A 22,545-nucleotide genomic window follows, 5' to 3' on the forward strand; every position below is an offset into this window, starting at 1 on the left:
ACAGGTTTTGTGTCTACACGCGCAGCAGTTTCGCCAACCCTTCCTCTGCCAAGCGCCGCGTCAGCTCCGCCGTCGTCATCTCTACCCCCAACGTAAATGCCTGCCCGGCCCAAAGGTTGCTGAAATCCGCTTCCCCCTTCGCCCGCAATGGCATCAACGCTCCACCCGCCAATGGAAAGGCCGGTGCCTTGTCGCTCATCGGCCCGAGTTCACGCATGACCCGATTCAGAATTCCCCGCGCCGGGCGGCCGGTGAAAATATTAGTGACAGCAGTCTCGCTTTCCTTTGCCGTGCGCAATGCCTTGTGATGGGAGGCGCTGACTTTGGCTTCCGGTGTGAACAGATACGCCGTACCCACCTGCACCGCTGAAGCGCCCAACATAAATGCCGCCGCGACGCCTCGTGCATCGGCAATACCGCCGGCAGCAATCACCGGCACTTTCACCGCGTCGACGATTTGCGGCACCAGCGCGAAGACACCCACCTGGCTGCTCAGATCATCGCTGAGGAACATGCCCCGATGGCCTCCGGCTTCATAACCCATGGCGATGATTGCGTCACAACCGTTTTGCTCAAGCCAGATCGCTTCTTCGACGGTCGTTGCTGACGACAGCACCTTTGCGCCGGTGGCCTTGACGCGATCCAGCAGGGATTTTTCGGGCAGGCCGAAGTGAAAGCTCACCACGTCGGGGCGACATTCTTCGATCACTTCGCAGGTTGCGTGATCGAACGGTGCGCGATTGGACACCGGCGTCGGCGCGTCGAAGTCCACGCCCAGTTCCCGGTAGTAAGGTTCCAGCAGATACTTCCAGTCTCGAGCGCGTTGCTCGTCGGCTGCCGGTGGTTGGTGACAGAAGAAATTGACATTGAAAGGGCGCTGAGTGTGTTGGCGGATCGTTTTCAGTTCTTCGCGCAACTGCTCGGTGCTGAGCATCGCCGCAGGCATCGAGCCCAGGCCACCAGCGTTGCTCGCCGCGATCACCATGGCCGACCCGGTGGCGCCAGCCATCGGCGCCTGGATGATGGGCAGTTCGATCCCCAGCAGATCAAGAATTCGGGTGTCTGGCCATTGGCTCATTTGCAAGGTTCTCCGGTGTCACAACAGGAACGGGTTTTGTACCAGCAATACCGGGCTCACGACCAATCGATTTTTGCATGGGGGGCAATCGCACGGTGATGGGAACACTCGGATTGGCATAAAGTCGGGTACGACAAAATGGTGCAGTGTGATATTTCAACTGCACCACAATGGTGTGATTCGATTAGGAGACGACGATGTTCCAAGGCATTTTGATCGACAAAGACGACAGCGGTTACCGGGCCACACTGCAAGAGATCAATGACGATCAACTGCCCGAGGGCGATGTGACCGTGCGAGTGGCGTACAGCACGCTGAATTTCAAGGACGCTCTGGCAATCACCGGCAGCAGCCCGGTGGTGCGAAAATTCCCGATGGTGCCGGGCATCGATCTGGCGGGGACTGTCGAAGTCAGTGGGCATCCGGACTACAAGGTCGGTGATCAGGTCGTACTCAATGGCTGGGGTGTAGGCGAAGGGCATTGGGGCGGATTGGCGCAGAAGGCGCGCTTGAATGGCGACTGGCTGATTCCATTGCCCCCGGAATTCACCCCTGCCCAGGCAATGGCCATCGGCACGGCCGGCTACACGGCGATGCTGAGCATTCTGGCGCTGGAGCATAACGGCGTGACGCCAGAGCAGGGCGATGTCCTGGTCACGGGCGCCAACGGCGGTGTAGGCAGTTTCGCCATCGCGTTGCTGAGCAAGCTCGGTTACCGGGTGGTTGCGTCCACTGGCCGTACCTCCGAGCACGACTACCTCAAGCAGTTGGGGGCCAGCGAAATCATCGACCGCGCTACGCTGTCGGAACCGGGCAAGCCGCTGGCCAAGGAGCGTTGGGCGGCTGTGATCGACTCGGTCGGCAGTCACACCCTGGCCAACGCCTGTGCCAGCACGAAGGCCAACGGCACTGTCGCTGCATGTGGCCTGGCGCAAGGCATGGATTTTCCAGCCTCCGTTGCCCCGTTTATTTTGCGTGGCGTGACACTGGCCGGGATCAACAGCGTGACCCAGCCCAAAGCCAAACGAGTGCTCGCCTGGAATCGCCTGGCCAAGGATCTGGACTTCGCTTTGCTGCCGCTGATCAGTCACGAAATCGGTTTGAGTGAAGCAATAGAAGCCGCGCCACGATTACTTGCGGGTCAGCTGCGCGGTCGAGTGGTGGTGGATGTGAATCGCTAAAAGATTTGATCTTTTAGCCCTTCACGTTCCAGCAACTGCCGCTTGCGCTCCACCCCCCAGCGATAGCCCGACAGGTTGCCGTCGCTGCGCACCACGCGGTGGCACGGGATCGCTACCGCCAGACTGTTCGCGCCGCAGGCCTGGGCCACGGCGCGCACCGCTTTCGGTGCACCGATGCGCTGGGCGATATCCGCGTAACTGGCAGTGCTGCCTGCAGGAATCTCCCGCAACGCCTGCCAGACGCGCTCCTGAAATGCCGTGCCTTGAACGTCCAGCGGTAAATCCAGGCCAATGGCCGGGGCTTCGATAAAACCGACGACCTTGGCGATCAGTTGCTCGAACTCATGATCGGCGCCAATCAGGTTGGCTCGCCGAAACTTGTCTTGCAGGTCGCACACCAGTTGGTGCGGGTCATCACCCAGTAGAATCGCGCAAACACCGCGTACGCTCTGCGCCACCAGAATCGCCCCCAGTGAACACTGGCCAACGGCGAATCGAATGTCATTGTTCTGGCCTTCCGCGCGGTAATCACCGGGTTTCATGCCCAGCAGCTGATCCGCCGCCTCATAAAAACGGCTGTTGGAGTTGAAACCGGCGTCATACAAAGCCTCGGTCACCGAACCTCCACCGCTTAGCCGTTGACGAACCTTGCGTGAACGGTGGGCTGTGGCGTAGCCCTTGGGTGTCAGTCCGGTAACGGCTTTAAACAAACGGTGAAAGTGAAAACTGCTCAGGCCCGCGACGTCGGCCAGTTCACTCAGCGCCGGCAGATGCTCGGCTGTTTCGATCTGACGACAAGCAGCGGCGACGGTCGCGGCATGTTGCGCGGCGACATCACTTTGATCCTTCGCCGCTCGTTTGCTTGGGCGGTAACCCGCTGCCTGGGCCTGTTCGGCCGTGTCAAAGAATTCGACATTCTGCGGCTTCGGCAAACGCGCCAGGCTGCTGGGGCGGCAGTAGATGCCGGTGGTTTTCACCGCGTACACAAACTGCCCGTCAGCGCGGGGATCCCGGGCGACGACGGCGGCCCAGCGGGGATCGTTCTCGGTGGTTGTCATGGCTTCATGTCCGTTGACCCGTTTGATTCAGAGTAATCAGCCGGCAGGGTCGTTGCACTCCGGGTCTTGCGGTCAAATTCGCGGGCTTATTGTGCGGTACGAAACGTAAAGTTGATCCGTTGCTCGCCCATGCGCCGATGCTGGCCCTCCTTGATCGGCAAGACCCCGTGATAACGCAGGCGATCGGCGCCACCCCAGACCACGATATCGCCATGGAACACCGGCACCCGCTGACTTTTGTCGCTGCGTTCAAAACCCCCGAACAGGAACATCGCCGGCAGGCCCAGCGACACCGAAACGATCGGCGCTGCGTAGGACGCTTCGTCCTTGTCCTGGTGCAATGACATCTTCGCGCCAGGGATATAGCGGTTGATCAGGCAAGAATCCGGCATGAAATCGGCAAAACCGGCTTCGAGCGCCGCGGCCTGTGCGAGCTCAAGAAAGACCGGCGGCATTTCCGGCCAGGGGGCGTCGGTCCTTGGATCATGACGGGAATAGCGATAACCGCTGCGGTCGGTGGTCCATCCCCATGTGCCGCAACTGCTCATGGCCGCTGACATGGTAAAGCCGCCGGGCGTGACCATGTGCCGAAACGGCGATGCTGCCAGAACCGCTTCGAGCGCAGACAGTAATTGCTCCAGCCAAGGCAGGGCAAAGCCTCTCAAGACGTAGGACTGTTCGCCAATTTGCTCGCGCCGAGGTTGCTGTTCGGGCTCTGGGTCGGCAAACAGATCGAGAGTGATCGGGTTCATAAGGTCATAACGCGTCGTGAAAGATGATGCCAAGGGTATGCCGTTTTCCACTGTGCAGGCGACTCACTCCGTGGCGCAGGGTGACCCGGTAATAGCCGCGAACGCCTTTGACCGGTCGCTGGTTGACGGCAAAGATCACCGCGTCACCTTTTTTCAATCCAATGACCTGGGGGCGCGACTGCATCCGTGGGCGTTGTTCGGTCAGGACAAACTCTCCGCCGGTGAAATCTTCGTCCGGCTCTGACAGAAGAATCGCCACTTGCAGCGGAAAAACGTGTTCGCCGTACAGATCCTGATGCAGGCAGTTGTAGTCCTGTGGCCCATATTGCAGCAACAGCGGCGTTGGACGCACCTGATCGGCGGCGTGGCAGCGTTCAAGGAACGCCGCATGCTTATCAGGGAAACGGACCGGCAAGTCCATTTGCTCGTACCAGCGGTTGGCGATCGGCACCAGCCGAGGGTAGAGCGATTGGCGCAATGTGGCGATGATCTCTGGCAACGGATAGCGGAAGTATTTGTACTCGCCACGGCCGAAGCCGTGACGAGCCATCATGACGTGCGAGCGGAACGGTTCGGATCGGGCGTACAGCGCGCTGATGTCATCGCACGTCTCGCTGCTGATCAGCGAGCGGATGATCGCGCAACCATCCTGATCCAGTTGTTGCTCCAGTGTTGCCCAATCGAGTGCATCCAGAAAGTGCTCGATCATTGCTGCGCCTCGCGTTCCAACAGTTGCCGCTTGCGCTCCAGGCCCCAGCGGTAACCGCCGAGGCTGCCATCCTGGCGCAGTACCCGATGGCAGGGCACGATGATTGCCAGCGGGTTCGCGCCGCAGGCATTGGCCACGGCCCGGAACGCTTTGGGTTGTCCCAGTTGCCGGGCGATCTGCTGGTAACTGACGGTTTGGCCGAGCGGGATTTGGCGCAAAGCTTCCCAGACGCGCTGCTGGAAAACGCTACCCGACAGGTCAAGTGGCAAATCGAGCACTGTCAGAGGGTTGTCGAGATAGCGGAGGGTGTGTTCCAACGCAGGCATCAAGCCTTCATCACGTTGGGGCTGGCCGGGAAATCGCCGTGCAAGGTCGCGTTCCAGCGTCTCCAGGTCATCGCCGAGCAGCAACGCGCACAATCCCTGCGCGCTGGCGGCCAGCAGCAGGATGCCAAGGCTTGAAGTGCCGCTGATGAAACGAATCGGGGAAGTAGACATGTTCTGACTCCTTAACCAAAGGTCGAGGTGGCCAGTCTAGGGAGCGCTGCCGGGGTGAACACTCCGGGGCTTGCGGTCGAATTCAACGGATGGAGCAGACATCCACATTGTCGCTCCGAATCCCGTTACAGCGCTTTGCTGACGCTGATCTCGCTGATGACGTCTTCGCTCTGGCCATGAATCGCGTCCAGCGCGGCCCTGGCTTCGGCTTCGGTGCCGTTTTCCAGTTGGGCGAATTCGAAACGGCGTTCGCCGTTGAGTTTGTATTTGATGACGTACTTGGTCGTTTGGGCCACGGTCATACCTGCTTGATAGTCGTGTCGGGCGTCGCTCAGCTCAGTTTCGAGGTGGAGCGGCGGATGATCTTGATCGAGTGAGTCAGGGTCGGTTTGCGGGTTACGCTGATCGGCCGACGGTTGACGGTGTCGATGGTGATGTTCCAGAAACCGGTACTTGGTGCAGTAATGCGGGCCGGGAAGGTGTCGAAAGCACCGCCATGGTAAGTGTGACGGCCGCCATTCTTGAAGCTGCGGAAATTGGCGTCGTTCATCAAGCGGATGTTGCACATTTGGGAGCACTGGATGACGACGATGTCGTCTTCATTGAGGTGCTCGCGCTGGTGGATAAATTTCATGAGGCGCCTCCAGAAGGGCTTTTTCTACAAAATCAAAACGATAGCATGGTCGATTGGCGCAGTTTATCAGCCCGAACAGGTTATTATCCGGTCGTCGGGGTGTGCTTTGACAATTAAAAACAGTTATTCGGAATTCCATGAGCGATAAAAGCAGTGAGCCTCGGAGAAAACCAGCATTTGTGCTGTCGGAGGGTCTTTATCGGAGGTTTTGTATGAAGTGGGGTGCATGGGTCTTGCCGTTTGCATTGGCGATGAGTGGTTGTGCAAGTGTCTCGGAAATCAACGAGTCGCTGCCCACCATGAATGTGATTTCCGGCAAGAAGCCCAATGAATACGCGCAGTGCCTGACCGAAAAACTGGCCAGCAGTCGCGGGGCCCTGCAAGTCGAGCCGCAGGAGAAAGAAGGCGTGCGGGTCATCGTGCCGCAGAAGTTCTCCTCGGGCCCGGCGGCCGTATTCGATATTGAAGAGCGTTCCAGCGGCAGCAGCATCAAGCTGCACGAACGCATTTCCAATGTGCCGTTACGCCCGATGGATGTGCGCAATGCTGCCACAGCGTGTATCTCCGGCTGATAAACTAGCGACAGTCAGCACCGATGCCGCCAAAGCAGCGCTTTGGCGGCATTGTCATTTCTGGAGTCGAGCATGAAGCGAGAGCAGGTACGGGAGCGGCATGCAGAGGGTCAAATCTCTGCTACCCATGTGATTCAGAATCCGGCGGACCCGGGGGAATGGATCGTGTTTTTCAAGAAAAGCGCCGGGCGCAGTTATTTTCTGGTGGATGACAACGATGAAGTCGAATCCTTCGGTCGCCTTGACGACCTGATCGAGACCGTACGCGGTCTCGGGATCAAATTCGCTGAAATTCACATGTAGGGCACAAGCGCCTTACTTGCAGACCACCACCACGCTGCGGTTTTTGTAATTGCCGACATCGACGCCCAGGGTCTTGTCACTTTCCTTGGTTGAAGGTGTGCCGTCAGTGCCAACGATTCGATAGCCGGTGCCGGCGCATGAAGCATCGGCTTTTTCATAGCAGGTGGCCCAGGAGTTGGCTTCTCCCGAGCAATCGATGGTCAGGCCTTGCTGGCCGTTGTTCAAGTAGGTGGTTTCGGAAGTTGCGCAGCCGCTCAGGGCCAATACGGCAAACAGGGGCAAGAATTTAGTCATGTTGTGGTCGTCGTCAGGATAATGGGGCTAAGCCTGTGACAGCGCCGGAATCAAAAGGTTATAGCGAAAGGCCACTTCTTTGCAGGCAAACGCAAAAAAAGCCCTGCGTGAGGCAGGGCTTGGGTTAAGTCAGGTGCTTCTCAGGACTTGTCTTTACCGCGACGCTTAGGGGCCGGGTGTTCGAGCTCCAATACGGACGCCACTTCAATCGCCAACGCTTCGGTCGGGAATGGCCCGGCGATATTCTCGCCGCTGGCGCTGTCTACCCACCACTGGCCGTCTTTCGCCTGATTGATCAGGAACCCGTTGATACTTTTTGCTACCGACATCTATCTGCCTCGTTGGCTGGTTCAATTGCGCAATGATAGCGCCAATTGGACGCAACGGGTGCTGATGGGCGTATGGTGGCGAGAATCTGCGCGCGGCAAATTCGTCGGCGCCGGTCGGAATCTCTGCTATCTATAAAGGGCACTGGAGCGATCTGCGGAACTATCCGCGAGAATATTTCTCTATGATGGCATCGGTTAGCCAGCGCGAGGCATTGTAAGGTGCTCGCGGCCTGATTAGACTGCGCCGAAACTCGAACACACAGCCCTTTCAAGGACTTATATGATCAAGAAATGCTTGTTCCCAGCAGCCGGTTACGGTACTCGCTTCCTGCCAGCGACTAAAGCCATGCCCAAGGAAATGCTGCCGGTGGTAAACAAGCCACTGATCCAGTACGGCGTCGAAGAAGCTCTGGACGCCGGTTTGACCGAAATCTCCATCGTCACCGGTCGCGGCAAACGCGCCCTGGAAGACCACTTCGACATCAGCTACGAGCTGGAAAACCAGATCAAGGGCACCGACAAGGAAAAATACCTGGTTGGCATCCGCAAGCTGCTGGACGAGTGCTCGTTCTCCTACACCCGTCAAACCGAAATGAAAGGCCTTGGCCACGCGATCCTGACCGGCCGCCCGCTGATCGGTGACGAGCCGTTCGCCGTGGTGCTGGCGGACGACCTGTGCGTCAACCTGGAAGGCGACGGCGTGCTGACCCAGATGGTCAAGCTGTACGAGCAGTATCGCTGCACCATCGTCGCGATCCAGGAAGTGGATCCGCTGGAAACCAACAAGTACGGTGTGATCGCTGGCGAGTTGATCGCTGACGACCTGTACCGCGTTCGTAACATGGTCGAAAAACCGGCCCCGGAAGACGCTCCGTCGAACCTGGCGATCATCGGTCGTTACATCCTGACTCCGGACATTTTCGAACTGATCAAGCAAACCGAGCCAGGCAAAGGTGGCGAGATCCAGATCACCGATGCCCTGATGAAGCAGGCGAAGAACGGTTGCGTGATTGCCTACAAGTTCAAGGGCAAGCGTTTCGACTGCGGTGGCGCTGAAGGCTACATCGAAGCGACCAACTTCTGCTTCGAGAACTTCTACAAGACGGGCAAGGCTTACTGATAGCGTTTGACCTGCCTGTATTGAAAAGCCACCTTCGGGTGGCTTTTTCATTTTCCGACCCCATATCGTTTGCAGCGCTTGCCCAACGGACGTCTGCGGGTATGCTGTTTGCCTGCCGAGGAGATTGAAAATGGCCTACGATTTTGACCTTTATGTGATTGGCGCCGGTTCCGGCGGTGTGCGGGCTGCGCGTTTTGCGGCCGGGTTTGGCGCGAAAGTGGCCGTGGCCGAGAGTCGCTACCTGGGTGGCACCTGTGTGAACGTCGGTTGCGTGCCGAAGAAATTGCTGGTCTACGGCGCGCACTTCGCCGAAGACTTCGAGCAATCTTCGGGTTTTGGCTGGACGCCGGGGGAGGCGAAGTTCGATTGGGCAACGCTGATCGCCAACAAGGATCGCGAGATCAATCGCCTGAACGGCATCTATCGCAACCTGCTGGTGAACAGTGGTGTGACCCTGCATGAGGGCCACGCCAAAATCGTCGACCCCCATACCGTCGAGATCAATGGCGAACGTTTCACCGCCAAGAACATCCTGATCGCTACTGGCGGCTGGCCGCAAATCCCGGAGATTCCGGGGCACGAGCATGCGATCAGCTCCAACCAGGCGTTTTTCCTCAAAGAGTTGCCAAAACGCGTGCTGGTCGTGGGGGGTGGTTACATCGCCGTCGAGTTTGCCGGGATCTTCCACGGCCTGGGCGCCCAGACCACGTTGTTGTATCGCGGTGACCTGTTCCTGCGCGGCTTTGACGGCGCGGTGCGCAAGCACTTGCAGGAAGAGCTGACCAAGCGTGGCATGGACCTGCAATTCAATGCCGACATCGAGCGCATTGAAAAACTGACCGGAGGCAGTCTGAAAGTGACGCTCAAGGACGGTCGCCAGCTGGAAGCCGATTGCGTGTTCTACGCCACCGGCCGCCGCCCGATGCTGGACAACCTTGGGCTGGAAAACACTGGCGTCAAACTCGACAAGAAAGGTTTCGTCGAGGTCGATGAGCGATACCAGACCGCCGAGCCGTCGATCCTTGCCCTTGGCGATGTGATTGGTCGGGTCCAGCTCACGCCGGTTGCACTGGCCGAAGGCATGGCCGTGGCGCGACGCTTGTTCAAGCCTGAGCAATATCGTCCGGTGGATTACAAGATGATCCCGACCGCGGTGTTCAGCTTGCCGAACATCGGCACCGTTGGCCTGACCGAAGAAGAGGCTCGCGAAGCCGGCCACGACGTGGTGACCTTCGAAAGCCGTTTCCGCCCGATGAAGCTGACCCTGACTGAGTGCCAGGAGCGCACGCTGATGAAGCTCGTGGTGGACGGCAAGACCGACAAGGTGCTTGGCTGTCACATGGTCGGGCCGGATGCCGGCGAAATCGTCCAAGGGCTGGCAATCGCCCTGAAGGCGGGCGCCACCAAGCGCGACTTCGACGAAACCATCGGCGTACACCCGACGGCCGCCGAAGAGTTCGTTACGATGCGTACGCCGGTCGCAGGTTAATCGGCCTTGGCTGCGTCTGGCGCTGTCGCAACGACAGCCGCCAGGCGCACGCTTTCATCGAGGCTCGCCTGAGTCTTGAGCAGTTCAACTTCCAGCGTTTTGTTTACCTGCGACTGCTCCTCGACGCTCTGTTTCAACGACTGGCTTTCCAGCAGGGCTGCGCGCAGGCGTTCCTGGAGGAGGGTGCGTTCGCTGTCGATGCGGTTGACCTGTTCCAGCAATTGATCCTGGCGGGTGTGGGTTTGCTTGAGCTGTTCCTGCATCAGGCTCAATTCCCTTAGCGTGCCACGGTTTTCAGTCAACAAGCGCTCGTTGTCACGGTGCAGTTGGGTGATTTCATCCTGGCGTACGAGGGCGCTTTGCTGGGCCTGGCGCAATTCCATCTGGATTTGCTGCACCTGGCCTTCGTGGCGTCGTTGCTCCTGTTCGCGCTGCTCTTTGACGGCATTGCGATAGTGCTCAAGCGCATCGCGGGCGTGCAGGTGCTTTTCCTCAAGAGAGCGGATCTGCTCGTCCTTGTCCTGCAAGCGCAACTCGAAGTCCGCCAGCGCCTGGTTCAGCCCGGCGTTGCGGGTTTGCTCGGTCTGCAGCATGGACAGGGTGTTTTGCAGAGTGTCGGATTCCTGCGTCAGCGCCAGGGTTTGAAGCTCGTACTGCTGCTGTAATTCGCCGTTGGCTTCTTGCGCGTCAGCCAGCTGGATTTCCAGCGCTTTTCGTTGTTGCTCGAACTTCTCGCGAGCCTGATCGATGGGCGCCTGCGCCTGTTCCTTGAGGCGTTGCGCGAGGCGCGAGACCAGCCCTGTCAGTTCGTCATCGATGGGTTCAGAGGAGGGTGCGGCGGGCTCGACGCCATCGTCCAGTTCCTTCAAATACCGGTGAATGGTGGTTTTTGAGCCCGTGTTACCCATCTCGATACGTACAGCGTCGATGCTCGGGTGTTCTCCGCGGGCGAGGATAGCCAGACGTGCCGTTTGAACCACTGCTTTGTTTATACCGCCACGAGCCATGTGTTCTCCTACGATTTCGTACTGTGGTACATACCACTAAAACGACAGTGTACCATGCATGGTAAAAACTCAAAGAATGTAAATTATTGATACGGGATATACTGGTATTACCCAATGTGATGCGCTTTGGAACAGCTTTAGCGCCGCAAAAGCCGTACGACTTCGAGACGTGAGCCCATGACCGATCTGGATCGCTACCTGCAAGCCGCCACGCGTGACAACACCCGCCGTAGCTATCGAGCGGCCATCGAGCATTTCGAAGTGAGTTGGGGCGGTTTCCTGCCGGCCACTGCTGACAGCGTCGCGCGCTATCTGGTGGCGTACGCCGGGGAGCTGTCGATCAACACGTTGAAGCTGCGCCTGTCGGCGCTCGCTCAGTGGCACAACAGTCAGGGCTTTGCCGATCCCACCAAGGCGCCGGTTGTGCGCCAGGTCTTCAAAGGCATTCGCGCACTGCACCCGGCCCAGGAGAAACAGGCCGAGCCATTGCAGCTGCAGCATCTGGAGCAAGTGGTTGCCTGGTTGGAGCAGGAAGCACAAACCGCGAAATCACAACATGATCAACCGGCCCTGTTGAGAGCCCGGCGCGATAGTGCGCTGATCCTGTTGGGCTTCTGGCGCGGTTTTCGCAGCGATGAGTTGTGCCGCGTGCAAATCGAACACGTGCAGGCCAGCGCGGGCTCCGGCATCACCCTCTATTTGCCGCGGAGCAAGAGCGACCGCGAAAACCTCGGCAAGACCTACCAGACGCCGGCATTGCAGCGTCTGTGTCCGGTGCAGGCATATATCGCCTGGATCAGCGAAGCGGCGCTGGTGCGCGGGCCGGTATTCCGTGGCATCGATCGTTGGGGGCATTTGAGCGAGGAGGGGTTGCACGCCAACAGCGTCATTCCGTTATTGCGCCAGGCGCTGGAACGCGCCGGTATCCCGGCCGAGCAGTACACCAGTCACTCCCTGCGACGCGGCTTCGCCACCTGGGCGCACCAAAGTGGCTGGGACTTGAAATCGCTGATGAGCTACGTGGGCTGGAAGGACATGAAGTCGGCGATGCGTTACGTGGAAGCCAATCCGTTTCTGGGGATGGCGCGGATTTCTGAAAAGCCCTCGGCGGCCTAGATATCGTTTTCTTCTATTAATACTGCTGGCTAATAGCGAAAACCCATCAGCAGCATCAAGTTTGCCAATGAGCCATCCGTGCGTCGAGTGGGTAGAGTTCACTCCATCAACTTCTTAACCCATGACGGAGAGTCACCGATGCCTATCATCAACAGCCAAGTTAAACCGTTCAAAGCTGACGCCTTCAAAAATGGCGACTTCGTAAAAGTCTCGGACGCTGACCTGAAAGGCAAGTGGTCTGTGGTTTTCTTCTACCCAGCCGACTTCACCTTCGTTTGCCCGACCGAACTGGAAGACCTGGCTGACAACTACGACGAGTTCCAGAAACTGGGCGTCGAAATCTACAGCGTTTCCACTGACACCCACTTTGCTCACGCTGCCTGGCACAACACTTCGCCAGCCATCGGCAAAATCCAGTACACCATGATCGGCGACCCGACCCACGCTATCTCCCGCAACTTCGACGTGCTGATCGAAGAAGCCGGTCTGGCTGACCGTGGCACCTTCGTGATCAACCCGGAAGGCCAGATCAAAATCGTTGAACTGAACGATGGCGGCGTTGGCCGTGACGCTTCCGAGCTGCTGCGCAAAATCAAGGCTGCCCAGTACGTCGCTGCTCACCCAGGCCAGGTTTGCCCAGCCAAGTGGAAAGAAGGCGAGGCCACTCTGGCTCCGTCCCTGGACCTGGTCGGCAAGATCTAAGTCTGTGAAAGCATCATCAGGGCGGGTTTCCGCACCTAAGTAAGCTGCAACCGCCCAATAAAAACGCCCGGGCGAGATTCGCTCGGGCGTTTTTTTTCGACACGAATAAAGGAAATCGCCCGTATGTTGGACGCCAATCTTAAAGCCCAGTTGAAATCGTACCTGGAACGGGTCACCCAGCCGATCGAGATCGTTGCATCCCTCGACGACGGTGCGAAATCCCAGGAAATGCTCGAACTGCTGAAAGACGTTGCCAGTCTTTCCACCCAGATTACCCTGCTCGACAACGGTGACGACGCACGCAAGCCATCGTTCTCGATCAACCGTCCCGGTGCCGATATCAGCCTGAGTTTCGCCGGCATTCCGATGGGCCACGAATTCACCTCGTTGGTGCTGGCCTTGCTGCAAGTCGGCGGCCACCCGTCAAAAGCCAGCGCGGAAGTGATCGAACAGATCCGCTCGCTCAAAGGCGAGTTCAGCTTCGAGACTTACTTCTCGCTGTCCTGCCAGAACTGCCCGGACGTGGTCCAGGCGCTGAACCTGATGGCGGTACTGAACCCGAACATTCGCCACGTCGCTATCGATGGCGCGCTGTTCCAGGCCGAAGTCGATGATCGCAAGATCATGGCCGTGCCAAGCATTTACCTGAACGGGGAGATTTTCGGCCAGGGTCGTATGGGCCTGGAAGAAATCCTCGCCAAGATCGACACCAGTGGTGCCGAACGCCAAGCCGAGAAGATCAGCGCCAAGGAAGCCTTTGACGTGCTGGTGGTCGGCGGTGGCCCGGCCGGTGCATCGGCGGCGATCTACGCCGCCCGTAAAGGCATTCGCACTGGTGTGGCGGCTGAGCGTTTTGGTGGGCAGGTGCTCGACACCATGGCCATCGAGAACTTCATTTCCGTACAGGAAACCGAAGGGCCGAAGCTGGCCAGCGCGCTCGAAGAACACGTCAAGCAGTACGACGTCGACATCATGAACCTGCAACGGGCGACCGCGCTGATCCCGGCGAAAAACCCTGGCGAGTTGCATGAAGTCCGCTTCGAAAGCGGTGCCAGCCTGAAAACCAAAGCGCTGATCCTTGCCACAGGCGCGCGCTGGCGTGAAATGGGCGTGCCGGGGGAGCAGGAATACAAAGCCAAAGGCGTGTGTTTCTGCCCGCACTGTGACGGCCCGCTGTTCAAAGGCAAGCGCGTCGCGGTGATCGGCGGCGGGAACTCCGGTGTTGAAGCCGCGATCGATCTGGCTGGTATTGTCAGCCACGTCACGCTGCTGGAGTTTGACAGCAAGCTGCGCGCCGATGCCGTGCTGCAACGCAAGTTGTTCAGCCTCCCGAACGTCAATGTGATCACCAGCGCACTGACCAGTGAAGTGAAGGGCGACGGCCAGAAAGTGACCGGCCTGGTCTACAAGGATCGCGATTCGGGTGAGTTCAACACGGTCAACCTCGAAGGCATCTTCGTGCAGATCGGTTTGCTGCCGAACACCGACTGGCTCAAAGGCACCGTCGAGCTGTCGCCGCGTGGCGAGATCATCGTCGATGCGCGTGGCGAGACATCGCTGCCAGGTGTGTTTGCTGCCGGTGACGTGACGACCGTGCCGTACAAGCAGATCGTGATTGCCGTGGGCGAGGGCGCCAAGGCTTCTCTGAGCGCCTTCGATCACCTGATCAGGACTTCCGCGCCGGCATAAACCGGATGCCGAAAACACAAAACCCCATGAGTGATCATGGGGTTTTTTGTGTCTGTCGAAAAGATCGCAGCCTGCGGCAGCTCCTGCAAGAGCCAAGTCGTGCGTGATTCTGTAGGAGCTGGCGAAGCCTGCGATCTTTGACTTTGCTTTACATCGGCGCGGGCTGGATGATCTCGACCCAGTAGGCATCCGGGTCCTTGATGAACGCCAGGCTCTTCATGCGGCCATCGTTCAGGCGCTTCTGGAAATCGCAGCCCAACGCTTCGAAACGCTCGCACGCAGCGACGATGTCCGGCACCGAGATGCAGATGTGGCCGAAGCCGCGTGGGTCGGTGTTGCCGTTGTGGTAGGCAAAATCCGCGTCGTTTTCGGTGCCGTGGTTGTGGGTCAGCTCGAGAATGCCGGGAATCGACTTCATCCACTCGGTACGGGCGGCGGCATCGGCCGGGATCTGGTCTTTATCGACCAGCGCCAGGAAATAGAGGCTGAACTCGGCTTCCGGAAAGTCGCGTTTTTCCACCAGCGAGAAACCGAGGATGCGCGTGTAGAAATCCAGGGACTTGGTGATGTCCTTGACCCGCAGCATGGTGTGGTTGAAGACGAACTTCTGGGTGGCGGTATCAGGTTGGGCGGTCACACCCGGGAAAGTGTTCAATTCGTGCAGGCTCATGGGCCCTCCGGACAATAAGTGGGGCTAACGATGGCGATAATGATACGCAAGGGCGCAGGCATCACCAAACCCAAACCGTCGGCTATTGCCTGACAGCCGGGCGAGGCTCAGACTTTGCGGCTCAATCCGTGAGTATTCCTTGCAATGATCCGATTCTGTAAATCGCTGTTCGTTCTGATTGGCCTGCTGTCAGGCATGGCTTGCGCTCATGCGGAGGCGCCGATTGTGACGTGGCCAGATGGCTGGGAAGTTGAAGCGATCCCGCAGGATGATGCCAAGCCTCAGGTCTCCCGCCAGCGCGCAGTGAAGAATGATCAGGGTGGCACGCCGGTGATGGTGATGGAGTTGACCATGACGACAGTGGAAAGCGGTCATCAGGTGAATCTGGAAGGCGTGTTGCTGGAGATGCGCAAGTCGGTGCAGAAGGATTTTCTCCAGGGCGGCTATCAAAGCGTCTGCAACAAAATCCATGCGGCAACCTTGAGTCGGCTATCGGCACTGGAAACTACCTGTACGATCACCCAAAACGGTCGACATGTCCTGTCGCAAACATTGGTCGCCGCAGTGGATGCCGATAAGGCCTATGTTCTTTCGTACGCGGGGCAGGCCGAGGCTTATAAGGCAAGCCTGGATGAAATAGAGGTTGCTCGTAACAGCTTGAAACTTTAGTTAAAGGTTTGCGCGGTCGTGCATTTCGCAATCTTTAGATACCCGAAGGGATTAAGCCCAAAGTTAATCGGCAAGTAGCGAGTTTATCGATTCCAATCGTTGCATCTGGAAGGCGTCCATGAAAAAAGCCCTGCGCAAGGCAGGGCTTTTTTTCACCGCGAGTGCTTAGCCGCGCAGCCAGGAATCAACGGTGGCAGCACCGTATTGTTCCTTCCAGGCTTTCAGGCCGCGGTGGTTGCCGCCCTTGGTTTCAATCAGTTCACCGGTGTGCGGGTTCTGATAAACCTTGACCACGCGGGCGCGGCGGGTTTTAGGCGCAGCGGCCTGTTGCAGGCCGGATTTGGCCGGGTTCGGATCGAGAATGGCGATGATGTCGCGCAGGCTCTTGCCATAGGTTTTCATCAGCCCCTGGAGCTTTTCTTCGAATTCGATTTCTTTCTTGAGCCCGGCATCGTTCTTCAGGGATTCCAGCTGCTTGAGCTGTTCTTGAAGGGCCTTTTCAGCTGCACGAAATTCAGCGAGTCTGGACAATATCTTTACTCCAATAGTGTGTTTGGCTGATACCAACCGCAAACAAAGCTATAAGCCAAGAGCCTTGAAGCGACTCGGTGATAAATGGCTCGCCTGCCAATCTAGCGCAGGTACGAAAAATTGTAGTAGTTAATGGGCAAAGAGTAAATCCTGACTTTTTCTTCATGTAACAACAGTAGTTTTTTGATTCAAATCGGTGCGCGACCTCGTTTTCTTGACGCATAACGACGCTAGTTAATGGTGACTTAATGCATCAATGAAGTCGGCGCCGGGCATCGGCCGTCCGAACAGATAACCTTGCAAGAAGTTCACACCATGAGCCGTGAGGTAAGCACTTTGCTCTTCGGTTTCCACGCCTTCGGCAACGATGCCCAGATCGAGCTTGGCCGAGAGTTCGATGATGCTGTCCAGAATGTGCCGGGAAAGGGCGTCAGCGCCGATCATGGCGACAAAGCTCTGGTCGATTTTCAGGAAGTCGACGTTGAACTGGCGCAAGTAACCCAGGCTTGAGTGACCGGTGCCAAAGTCGTCGATGGCGATCATCACACCCAGCGCGTGAAGCTGCTCGAACAACTGCAACGTGATAGCGGTGGGCTCGATCAGTTCGCGCTCGGTCAGTTCCAGCACCAGGTGGACGGAGCCCGGCGTAAAGGCACCGAGAAACTCCGTGCAATCCTTGACCAGTTCCAGGTCCTTGCAGTGGCTGGCCGTAATGTTGATGCCGATGTGAAACGGCTCCTCGAACGTGGAAGAGACAGGCCCCAGCCATTGCGCCGTTTGCTGCATCAGTGAGCGAGTCATCGGTACGATCAGGCCGGAGTGCTCGGCAAACGGGATGAACAGGTCAGGGCGCACCAGGCCTTCCTTCGGATGATTCCAGCGCATCAACACTTCGGTGCCGGACCACTTCTTGTTCGTGCCATGCACCACCGGCTGAAAATACGGAACGAACTCCGCCGCCTCCAGTGCACGCTGCAGTTCATGACTGGGTGAAGTCGAACGCTTTTGCACAACATGCCCAATCAGGCCGGACACGACGCCAAAAAAGATCAGCAAGCTGAACAGCGGCGGATACTCGCTGCTCATGTAGCGCCAGGTCTCGCCCTCAGGGAAACCCGCCGCGACAGTGAAGGCGTAACGCGAGGACATCATTTTGCTTTCAGCGACGGGCAGGGCGGGCGGGGCGTCTTCGTGAACCTTGCCGTCAGCCGACAACCAGCTTGGACCGACTTGCAGCATCAGCAATGTCTTACGACCAATCAGGCGCAAGACGTTACTCAAGTGATAACCGTCCAGCGTGCTCAGCGCTCCCTGTTTTCCTTCGCTGAGCCGGTACACCAGCAACGCGGTATTGGGCGTGACGGGGTTGCCGTTCATGAGCCATAACCTGCCTTGGGCGTAGTCCCCGGCGTTGACCTTTTCCTGATAGTCACCAAACAACGAACTGCAATAGAGGTTGTCGTCCCAGACCAGATTCGTCGAGCGCACGAACGGACGGCGGGTGACCTGTTCGCGCAAGGCCAGTTTGACGTCGTTGCAGGATTGGCCGGCCAGCGGCAATAACTCGCGAGCGGCCTGGGCGGTGTTGTCGAGCATCAGCTCGAATTGGCGGATGGCTTCTTCGGCGGTCAGTTGGGCGTTTTGCGAAAGTGCACGTTCAGCCTGCCAGTAAAGAATGGCGACCCCCAGCAGTATCGGGAGCAAACCGCTCAATACCGTCACGACAATCCGGGTGCCACGTTTGCGGCGAGTTTTGACAGTCAGTGGCATTCGCGAAACCTGTAACGATGAAATAGGGCTCTCAAATGCTGGCAGGACAACGGCATGCCTCCCATGAAGAGTTCGGTCAGAGGCCATGATAGTTGGCCTTCAAGGCTTGTGCCGTTCAACGCAAGTCCAGACTTGTAGCCAGTTTGATAAAGGCCAGCGCTGCCGGTGAAGACTGGCGCCGGTCGAGCACCGCCAGACCCACCTGGCGAGCGACCGCTGGCAACAGCGGTTTCTTGACGTAGCGATCATCGTGGTGATCGGGCAGTGAACCTTCAGCGACCACCGTCAAGGCATCCCCTCGAGCCACAGTGTCCAGCGTGCTCAGCAGTTGCGAGCAGCGAAAGCGAATGTTAGGTGTCAGTCGCGCGGCACTGAATAACCGCGATACCAGTTCCGAAGAACCGGCTTCGGTCAGCACGAAGGGGTCGTGGCACAAATCGTCCAGGCTCACGCTTTCGCGATCCGCCAGCGGATGATCGGCGGGCAGTAACGCGACCATTTGGTCTTCGATCAGTGCGAAGGTGTCGAAGCGCTCCTGGGGCAACACCACAAAGCCGATGTCGATGCGTCGTTCTTCCAGCCACTGGATCACCTGGCGGTCGGGACCTTCATCAATGTGGACCTCGATGCCAGGGTGAGCGGCGCGGTAGTGCTGCAGGATCTTTGGCAACAACTTGATCGACGAGGTCGGACCGAACGAGCCGATGCGCAGCGTGCCGCGTTTCATGCCGCGGGCATCGGCCGCTTCCTGCCGCAAGGTGTTGGCCAGCCCGAGCATCGCTCGAGCGCGCAGCAACAGCTGTTGGCCGATGTCGCTGAGTTCGACCCGGGATTGATGCCGCCGCAGCAGTTCGACGCCCAACTCCTGCTCCAGAGACTTGAGGGCGTGAGACACCGCAGATTGCGAAATTCCCAGACGATGGGCTGCCGCCGTGAAGCCGTGAAGTTCGGCCACCAGCGAGAAGATCTCCAGTTGGGTGAGGGTCATGAGTGTTTACTCATTTTACGATGATCAAGTATTAGATAAATGATACGTCATCTGTTCGACTTCTCAATCCGGGGACTTATGACTGCGTATGAACACAGGGTGCCGGAGCACTCCGAGGTGGCGGTGTATTTCAAACTCGCTGCCGTCACCATGATCTGGGGCGGCACCTTCGTCGCCGGGCGTTTTCTGGCGGACAGCCTTAGCCCGTTGTTCGCCGCCAGCCTGCGATTCCTGCTGGCGAGCGGGGCGCTGCTGCTGTTTTTGCTGGTGGCCCGCGTGCCGCTGGCGCGCCCCAGCCCCAGGCAGTGGCTGCAACTGTCGCTGCTGGGGTTATTTGGCATCTTCTTCTACAACCTGTGCTTCTTTTATGGGCTGCATTACATCAATGCCTCCCGGGCGTCGTTGATCGTGGCGCTGAACCCGGCGGTCATCGGATTGGCCTCGTGGCTGCTGTTCAAGGAGCGCTTGAGTCGGGTAAAGGTCGCCGGAATCGCGATCTGCATCGTCGGTGCGAGCCTGGTGATCATCAGTCGCAACCCGCAATTGCTGGCCGGCCATGCCGATGCGTGGATCGGTGATCTGCTGATTTTTGGCTGCGTACTGAGCTGGGGAGTTTATTCGCTGTGCGCCAAAGGCCTGAATCAGACCTTGGGGCCGATGCAAACCGTGACGTATTCGATCCTGCTCGGCACGGTGATGCTCTGGGTCGTCAGTGCCGTCAGGGGCGAGGTGAGCATCGCGGCGTTGCTCAGCCTGGGGGCGCAGCAATGGTTGAGCCTGATGTACCTGGGTGTTTTGGGCTCGGCACTGGCGTACATCGGCTATTACGATGGCATCCGAAAAATCGGCGCGACCCGTGCCGGCGTGTTCATTGCGTTGAACCCGCTGACCGCAGTCATCCTCGGTGCATTGCTGTTGGGTGAGCAACTGACCCTGGTGATGTGTCTGGGCGGCGGCTTGATCCTGGCGGGGATTTTCCTGTGCAACAAACCCCTTGCGCGAGCAGGGAGAAAGGGGATTTGATACAGAAGACGGACAAATCTGTTTACGCTGTGTAGAATCCGGTTACGCATATAAGAATAATCGTCTTCTGGCAGCAGAAGCCTCGCCCGTATCAGCCTTGGGTCGACAATGAAAAGTTTCGGGTTTCAATTGATCTACGGTGATTTCCTCGCCCGCAGCGTGCGGGGCATCTCCTGTGCGCCACCCGTCGGCTTCAGCATTTCTTGAAACTAACGTTACGTTAATTCTAAAAAATGATGAGGCGCCAAAATGGCAGATTTATACGAAAACCCAATGGGCCTGATGGGCTTTGAATTCATCGAATTCGCATCGCCAACCCCGAACACGCTGGAGCCGATCTTCGAGATCATGGGCTTCACCAAAGTGGCGACCCACCGCTCCAAGGACGTGCACCTGTATCGCCAGGGCGCGATCAACCTGATCCTCAATAACGAACCCCACAGCGTCGCTTCTTACTTCGCAGCCGAGCACGGCCCGTCGGTGTGCGGCATGGCGTTCCGCGTCAAGGATTCGCAACTGGCCTACAAACGCGCGCTGGAAATCGGCGCCCAGCCGATCCACATCGAAACCGGCCCGATGGAACTGAACCTCCCAGCGATCAAAGGCATCGGCGGCGCGCCGCTGTACCTGATCGACCGTTTTGGTGAAGGCAGCTCGATCTACGACATCGACTTCGTGTTTATCGAAGGCGTTGATCGCAACCCGGTTGGCGCTGGCCTGAAGATCATCGACCACCTGACCCACAACGTATATCGCGGTCGCATGGCGTACTGGGCGAACTTCTACGAGAAGCTGTTCAACTTCCGTGAAATCCGCTACTTCGACATCAAGGGTGAATATACCGGCCTGACCTCCAAGGCGATGACCGCGCCGGACGGCATGATCCGCATTCCGTTGAACGAAGAGTCGTCCAAGGGTGCCGGGCAGATCGAAGAGTTCCTGATGCAGTTCAACGGCGAGGGCATCCAGCACGTTGCCTTCCTCAGCGATGACCTGATCAAGACCTGGGATCATCTGAAAAGCATCGGCATGCGCTTCATGACCGCGCCACCGGCAACCTATTACGAAATGCTCGAAGGGCGTTTGCCGAACCACGGCGAGCCGGTTGATCAACTGCAAGCGCGGGGCATTCTGCTGGACGGTTCGTCCGAGTCGGGCGACAAGCGTCTGCTGTTGCAGATCTTCTCTGAAACCCTGATGGGCCCGGTGTTCTTCGAGTTCATCCAGCGTAAAGGCGACGATGGCTTCGGCGAAGGCAACTTCAAGGCGTTGTTCGAATCGATCGAGCGAGATCAGGTTCGTCGTGGTGTATTGTCCACCGACTAAGTTGATTCACTGATAAAACTGTGGGAGCGAGCTTGCTCGCGATAGCGCCAGATCAGTCAACAGAGATGTTGAATGTCAGGCCCTCATCGCGAGCAGGCTCGCTCCCACATTTGTTTTGTATGTACTTAAGGCCTGCGCTGTCGCATCAGGTGTTTGAACCCTTCAAACACCAACACCAGCACCGCCAACCAGATTGGTATATAGGTCAGCCATTCCCCCGCCTTGATGCTTTCCCCGAGCAGCAACGCAACGCCCAGCAACAGCACCGGCTCGACATAGCTCAACAGCCCGAACAGGCTGAACGGCAGCAGTCGGCTGGCGATGATGTAGATCACCAGTGCCGAGGCACTGATCACACCGAGAATCGGGATCAGCAGTGACAGCCACGGGTGCTGGTCAAACACACTGAAACCTTGCTCGCCGGTCTGTACGAACCAGAAGGCCACGGGCAGCGTGAGTGCCATGTCCAGCCATAAGCCGCCCAGGTTGTCCGTCGCCAGACGCTTGCGCAGGATGAAGTAGGTCGGATAGCCGACGCACACCAGCAAGGTCGCCCAGGAAAAACCTCCGACCTGGTACACCTCGTTGATCACCCCGAGGCAGGCGAAAAATACCGCAATCTTTTGCAGATAGGACAGGCGCTCCCCGTAGACCAGTCGGCCGGTCAGGACCATGGTCAATGGCAGCAGGAAATAGCCCAGCGACACATCGAGGCTGTAGCCGTTGAGCGGCGCCCACATGAACAGCCAGAGCTGCACGCCGAGCAGGGCAGAAGAGGCGATCAGGCCTGCGATCAGTTTCGGCTGGGCGGCGGCTCGCCGGACAATCTCGACCACGCGCTTCCATTCCCCGGACACCACCATGAACACGGTCATGCACGGCACCGTCAGCAACATACGCCAACCGAAAATTTCCACACCGCTCAATGGGGTGAGCAGAGAGGTGTAGTAGTACATGACGGCAAACAGCACCGAGGCCGAAACCGATAGAGCGATACCTTTAGACAAACTGTCCTCGCGAAGTCGAAGGTGAAACGGG

26 protein-coding genes are annotated in these 22,545 nt (G+C 58.2%); 11 read left to right on the forward strand and 15 right to left on the reverse strand.

Features of this window, described 5'->3' with window-relative positions:
* Window positions 1–13: 13 nt before the first annotated feature.
* Window positions 14–1,078 (reverse strand): NAD(P)H-dependent flavin oxidoreductase, encoded by a 1,065-nt coding sequence (locus tag ACM6I5_RS10070; protein ID WP_414883737.1) that lies wholly within the window; start codon window positions 1,076–1,078, stop codon window positions 14–16.
* A gap of 197 nt (window positions 1,079–1,275) precedes the next feature.
* Here ACM6I5_RS10070 and ACM6I5_RS10075 point away from each other — a divergent pair, with 197 nt between their 5' ends.
* Window positions 1,276–2,259: an MDR family oxidoreductase gene (locus ACM6I5_RS10075; RefSeq protein WP_414883738.1), complete on the forward strand. Its 984-nt coding sequence runs from the start codon at window positions 1,276–1,278 to the stop codon at window positions 2,257–2,259.
* Here the strand turns inward: ACM6I5_RS10075 and ada are convergent.
* From ada to ACM6I5_RS10105, 6 genes are all read right to left on the reverse strand, one after another.
* A complete protein-coding gene (gene ada, locus ACM6I5_RS10080; RefSeq protein WP_414883739.1) occupies window positions 2,256–3,317 on the reverse strand; it encodes a bifunctional DNA-binding transcriptional regulator/O6-methylguanine-DNA methyltransferase Ada in 1,062 nt (353 codons plus the stop codon). The two genes, ACM6I5_RS10075 and ada, sit on opposite strands and share 4 nt — an antisense overlap.
* 86 nt (window positions 3,318–3,403) lie before the next feature.
* A complete protein-coding gene (gene alkB / locus ACM6I5_RS10085; protein WP_414883740.1) occupies window positions 3,404–4,069 on the reverse strand; it encodes a DNA oxidative demethylase AlkB in 666 nt (221 codons plus the stop codon).
* Window positions 4,070–4,073: 4 nt separating this feature from the next.
* On the reverse strand, window positions 4,074–4,778 hold the full coding sequence (locus ACM6I5_RS10090; RefSeq protein ID WP_414883741.1) for a 2OG-Fe(II) oxygenase: 705 nt from the start codon (window positions 4,776–4,778) through the stop codon (window positions 4,074–4,076).
* Window positions 4,775–5,275: a methylated-DNA--[protein]-cysteine S-methyltransferase gene (locus ACM6I5_RS10095; protein ID WP_414879690.1), complete on the reverse strand. Its 501-nt coding sequence runs from the start codon at window positions 5,273–5,275 to the stop codon at window positions 4,775–4,777. The genes ACM6I5_RS10090 and ACM6I5_RS10095 overlap by 4 nt, the downstream gene beginning before the upstream one ends.
* Before the next feature lie 125 nt (window positions 5,276–5,400).
* Entirely contained in the window at window positions 5,401–5,571 is a 171-nt protein-coding gene (locus ACM6I5_RS10100) for a hypothetical protein (protein WP_162491062.1), read from the reverse strand.
* 35 nt (window positions 5,572–5,606) lie between these two features.
* Window positions 5,607–5,909 (reverse strand): DUF1883 domain-containing protein, encoded by a 303-nt coding sequence (locus ACM6I5_RS10105; protein ID WP_017338604.1) that lies wholly within the window; start codon window positions 5,907–5,909, stop codon window positions 5,607–5,609.
* A 212-nt stretch (window positions 5,910–6,121) separates the two neighbouring features.
* Between ACM6I5_RS10105 and ACM6I5_RS10110 the strand changes: the two genes are divergently transcribed.
* Entirely contained in the window at window positions 6,122–6,481 is a 360-nt protein-coding gene (locus ACM6I5_RS10110; RefSeq protein WP_017338606.1) for a hypothetical protein, read from the forward strand.
* Between the two features lie 72 nt (window positions 6,482–6,553).
* Window positions 6,554–6,784: a hypothetical protein gene (locus ACM6I5_RS10115; protein WP_017338607.1), complete on the forward strand. Its 231-nt coding sequence runs from the start codon at window positions 6,554–6,556 to the stop codon at window positions 6,782–6,784.
* A 12-nt stretch (window positions 6,785–6,796) separates the two neighbouring features.
* Here ACM6I5_RS10115 and ACM6I5_RS10120 read toward each other — a convergent pair whose 3' ends face one another.
* Together ACM6I5_RS10120 and ACM6I5_RS10125 are read right to left on the reverse strand one after the other, a co-directional pair.
* Window positions 6,797–7,078 carry a hypothetical protein gene (locus ACM6I5_RS10120; RefSeq protein ID WP_017338608.1) on the reverse strand — a complete coding sequence of 94 codons (282 nt, stop codon included), beginning with the start codon at window positions 7,076–7,078 and terminating at the stop codon, window positions 6,797–6,799.
* A gap of 140 nt (window positions 7,079–7,218) precedes the next feature.
* Window positions 7,219–7,407, reverse strand: a complete 189-nt coding sequence (locus ACM6I5_RS10125; protein WP_414879689.1) for a hypothetical protein — start codon at window positions 7,405–7,407, stop codon at window positions 7,219–7,221.
* Window positions 7,408–7,687: 280 nt separating this feature from the next.
* On the opposite strand from ACM6I5_RS10125, the gene galU reads away from it, so the two are divergent.
* Complete coding sequence (gene galU, locus ACM6I5_RS10130) at window positions 7,688–8,527, forward strand: UTP--glucose-1-phosphate uridylyltransferase GalU (RefSeq protein WP_017338610.1); 840 nt, start codon at window positions 7,688–7,690, stop codon at window positions 8,525–8,527.
* A 130-nt stretch (window positions 8,528–8,657) separates the two neighbouring features.
* The gene (gene gorA, locus ACM6I5_RS10135) at window positions 8,658–10,016 is read left to right on the forward strand and encodes a glutathione-disulfide reductase (protein WP_017338611.1); all 1,359 of its coding nucleotides are present in this window, start codon (window positions 8,658–8,660) and stop codon (window positions 10,014–10,016) included.
* Here the strand turns inward: gorA and ACM6I5_RS10140 are convergent.
* Window positions 10,013–11,023, reverse strand: coding sequence for a DNA-binding protein (locus tag ACM6I5_RS10140; RefSeq protein ID WP_414883742.1), 1,011 nt, complete (start codon window positions 11,021–11,023; stop codon window positions 10,013–10,015). The genes gorA and ACM6I5_RS10140 overlap by 4 nt on opposite strands.
* Window positions 11,024–11,200: 177 nt before the next feature.
* Here ACM6I5_RS10140 and ACM6I5_RS10145 point away from each other — a divergent pair, with 177 nt between their 5' ends.
* The 3 genes from ACM6I5_RS10145 to ahpF all read left to right on the forward strand — a co-directional run bounded on the left by ACM6I5_RS10145 (window position 11,201) and on the right by ahpF (window position 14,530).
* A complete protein-coding gene (locus ACM6I5_RS10145) occupies window positions 11,201–12,139 on the forward strand; it encodes a site-specific integrase (RefSeq protein ID WP_414883743.1) in 939 nt (312 codons plus the stop codon).
* 138 nt (window positions 12,140–12,277) lie between these two features.
* Window positions 12,278–12,841, forward strand: a complete 564-nt coding sequence (gene ahpC / locus ACM6I5_RS10150; RefSeq protein ID WP_017338614.1) for an alkyl hydroperoxide reductase subunit C — start codon at window positions 12,278–12,280, stop codon at window positions 12,839–12,841.
* Window positions 12,842–12,964: 123 nt separating this feature from the next.
* On the forward strand, window positions 12,965–14,530 hold the full coding sequence (ahpF, locus tag ACM6I5_RS10155) for an alkyl hydroperoxide reductase subunit F (protein ID WP_414883744.1): 1,566 nt from the start codon (window positions 12,965–12,967) through the stop codon (window positions 14,528–14,530).
* A 148-nt stretch (window positions 14,531–14,678) separates the two neighbouring features.
* On the opposite strand, the gene gloA is transcribed toward ahpF, so the two are convergent.
* On the reverse strand, window positions 14,679–15,200 hold the full coding sequence (gloA, locus tag ACM6I5_RS10160; RefSeq protein WP_017338616.1) for a lactoylglutathione lyase: 522 nt from the start codon (window positions 15,198–15,200) through the stop codon (window positions 14,679–14,681).
* A gap of 144 nt (window positions 15,201–15,344) precedes the next feature.
* On the opposite strand from gloA, the gene ACM6I5_RS10165 reads away from it, so the two are divergent.
* Window positions 15,345–15,869, forward strand: a complete 525-nt coding sequence (locus tag ACM6I5_RS10165) for a DUF4946 domain-containing protein (protein ID WP_017338617.1) — start codon at window positions 15,345–15,347, stop codon at window positions 15,867–15,869.
* Window positions 15,870–16,034: 165 nt separating this feature from the next.
* Here the strand turns inward: ACM6I5_RS10165 and ACM6I5_RS10170 are convergent, their stop codons facing one another.
* The 3 genes from ACM6I5_RS10170 to ACM6I5_RS10180 all read right to left on the reverse strand — a co-directional run bounded on the left by ACM6I5_RS10170 (window position 16,035) and on the right by ACM6I5_RS10180 (window position 19,158).
* On the reverse strand, window positions 16,035–16,400 hold the full coding sequence (locus ACM6I5_RS10170; protein WP_008075430.1) for a histone-like nucleoid-structuring protein, MvaT/MvaU family: 366 nt from the start codon (window positions 16,398–16,400) through the stop codon (window positions 16,035–16,037).
* Between the two features lie 234 nt (window positions 16,401–16,634).
* Window positions 16,635–18,170: an EAL domain-containing protein gene (locus tag ACM6I5_RS10175; protein ID WP_414883745.1), complete on the reverse strand. Its 1,536-nt coding sequence runs from the start codon at window positions 18,168–18,170 to the stop codon at window positions 16,635–16,637.
* A 115-nt stretch (window positions 18,171–18,285) separates the two neighbouring features.
* Window positions 18,286–19,158 carry a LysR family transcriptional regulator gene (locus tag ACM6I5_RS10180; protein ID WP_414879685.1) on the reverse strand — a complete coding sequence of 291 codons (873 nt, stop codon included), beginning with the start codon at window positions 19,156–19,158 and terminating at the stop codon, window positions 18,286–18,288.
* A gap of 78 nt (window positions 19,159–19,236) precedes the next feature.
* Here ACM6I5_RS10180 and ACM6I5_RS10185 point away from each other — a divergent pair, with 78 nt between their 5' ends.
* Together ACM6I5_RS10185 and hppD are read left to right on the forward strand one after the other, a co-directional pair.
* Window positions 19,237–20,181, forward strand: a complete 945-nt coding sequence (locus ACM6I5_RS10185) for a DMT family transporter (RefSeq protein WP_017338620.1) — start codon at window positions 19,237–19,239, stop codon at window positions 20,179–20,181.
* A 249-nt stretch (window positions 20,182–20,430) separates the two neighbouring features.
* Entirely contained in the window at window positions 20,431–21,507 is a 1,077-nt protein-coding gene (hppD, locus tag ACM6I5_RS10190) for a 4-hydroxyphenylpyruvate dioxygenase (RefSeq protein WP_017338621.1), read from the forward strand.
* Between the two features lie 125 nt (window positions 21,508–21,632).
* Here hppD and rarD read toward each other — a convergent pair whose 3' ends face one another.
* Window positions 21,633–22,514 carry an EamA family transporter RarD gene (rarD, locus tag ACM6I5_RS10195; protein ID WP_414883746.1) on the reverse strand — a complete coding sequence of 294 codons (882 nt, stop codon included), beginning with the start codon at window positions 22,512–22,514 and terminating at the stop codon, window positions 21,633–21,635.
* Window positions 22,515–22,545 lie beyond the last annotated feature (31 nt).

This window comes from Pseudomonas sp. IT-P171, from assembly GCF_949767765.1.
Lineage (GTDB): Bacteria > Pseudomonadota > Gammaproteobacteria > Pseudomonadales > Pseudomonadaceae > Aquipseudomonas > Aquipseudomonas fluorescens_B.

Coding starts and splice junctions, on each gene's coding strand:
- ACM6I5_RS10070 (WP_414883737.1), bottom strand. CDS start 1,078: ATGAGCCAATGGCCAGACACCCGAATTCTTGATCTGCTGGGGATCGAA.
- ACM6I5_RS10075 (WP_414883738.1), top strand. CDS start 1,276: ATGTTCCAAGGCATTTTGATCGACAAAGACGACAGCGGTTACCGGGCC.
- ada (WP_414883739.1), bottom strand. CDS start 3,317: ATGACAACCACCGAGAACGATCCCCGCTGGGCCGCCGTCGTCGCCCGG.
- alkB (WP_414883740.1), bottom strand. CDS start 4,069: ATGAACCCGATCACTCTCGATCTGTTTGCCGACCCAGAGCCCGAACAG.
- ACM6I5_RS10090 (WP_414883741.1), bottom strand. CDS start 4,778: ATGATCGAGCACTTTCTGGATGCACTCGATTGGGCAACACTGGAGCAA.
- ACM6I5_RS10095 (WP_414879690.1), bottom strand. CDS start 5,275: ATGTCTACTTCCCCGATTCGTTTCATCAGCGGCACTTCAAGCCTTGGC.
- ACM6I5_RS10105 (WP_017338604.1), bottom strand. CDS start 5,909: ATGAAATTTATCCACCAGCGCGAGCACCTCAATGAAGACGACATCGTC.
- ACM6I5_RS10110 (WP_017338606.1), top strand. CDS start 6,122: ATGAAGTGGGGTGCATGGGTCTTGCCGTTTGCATTGGCGATGAGTGGT.
- ACM6I5_RS10115 (WP_017338607.1), top strand. CDS start 6,554: ATGAAGCGAGAGCAGGTACGGGAGCGGCATGCAGAGGGTCAAATCTCT.
- ACM6I5_RS10120 (WP_017338608.1), bottom strand. CDS start 7,078: ATGACTAAATTCTTGCCCCTGTTTGCCGTATTGGCCCTGAGCGGCTGC.
- ACM6I5_RS10125 (WP_414879689.1), bottom strand. CDS start 7,407: ATGTCGGTAGCAAAAAGTATCAACGGGTTCCTGATCAATCAGGCGAAA.
- galU (WP_017338610.1), top strand. CDS start 7,688: ATGATCAAGAAATGCTTGTTCCCAGCAGCCGGTTACGGTACTCGCTTC.
- gorA (WP_017338611.1), top strand. CDS start 8,658: ATGGCCTACGATTTTGACCTTTATGTGATTGGCGCCGGTTCCGGCGGT.
- ACM6I5_RS10140 (WP_414883742.1), bottom strand. CDS start 11,023: ATGGCTCGTGGCGGTATAAACAAAGCAGTGGTTCAAACGGCACGTCTG.
- ACM6I5_RS10145 (WP_414883743.1), top strand. CDS start 11,201: ATGACCGATCTGGATCGCTACCTGCAAGCCGCCACGCGTGACAACACC.
- ahpC (WP_017338614.1), top strand. CDS start 12,278: ATGCCTATCATCAACAGCCAAGTTAAACCGTTCAAAGCTGACGCCTTC.
- ahpF (WP_414883744.1), top strand. CDS start 12,965: ATGTTGGACGCCAATCTTAAAGCCCAGTTGAAATCGTACCTGGAACGG.
- gloA (WP_017338616.1), bottom strand. CDS start 15,200: ATGAGCCTGCACGAATTGAACACTTTCCCGGGTGTGACCGCCCAACCT.
- ACM6I5_RS10165 (WP_017338617.1), top strand. CDS start 15,345: ATGATCCGATTCTGTAAATCGCTGTTCGTTCTGATTGGCCTGCTGTCA.
- ACM6I5_RS10175 (WP_414883745.1), bottom strand. CDS start 18,170: ATGCCACTGACTGTCAAAACTCGCCGCAAACGTGGCACCCGGATTGTC.
- ACM6I5_RS10180 (WP_414879685.1), bottom strand. CDS start 19,158: ATGACCCTCACCCAACTGGAGATCTTCTCGCTGGTGGCCGAACTTCAC.
- ACM6I5_RS10185 (WP_017338620.1), top strand. CDS start 19,237: ATGACTGCGTATGAACACAGGGTGCCGGAGCACTCCGAGGTGGCGGTG.
- hppD (WP_017338621.1), top strand. CDS start 20,431: ATGGCAGATTTATACGAAAACCCAATGGGCCTGATGGGCTTTGAATTC.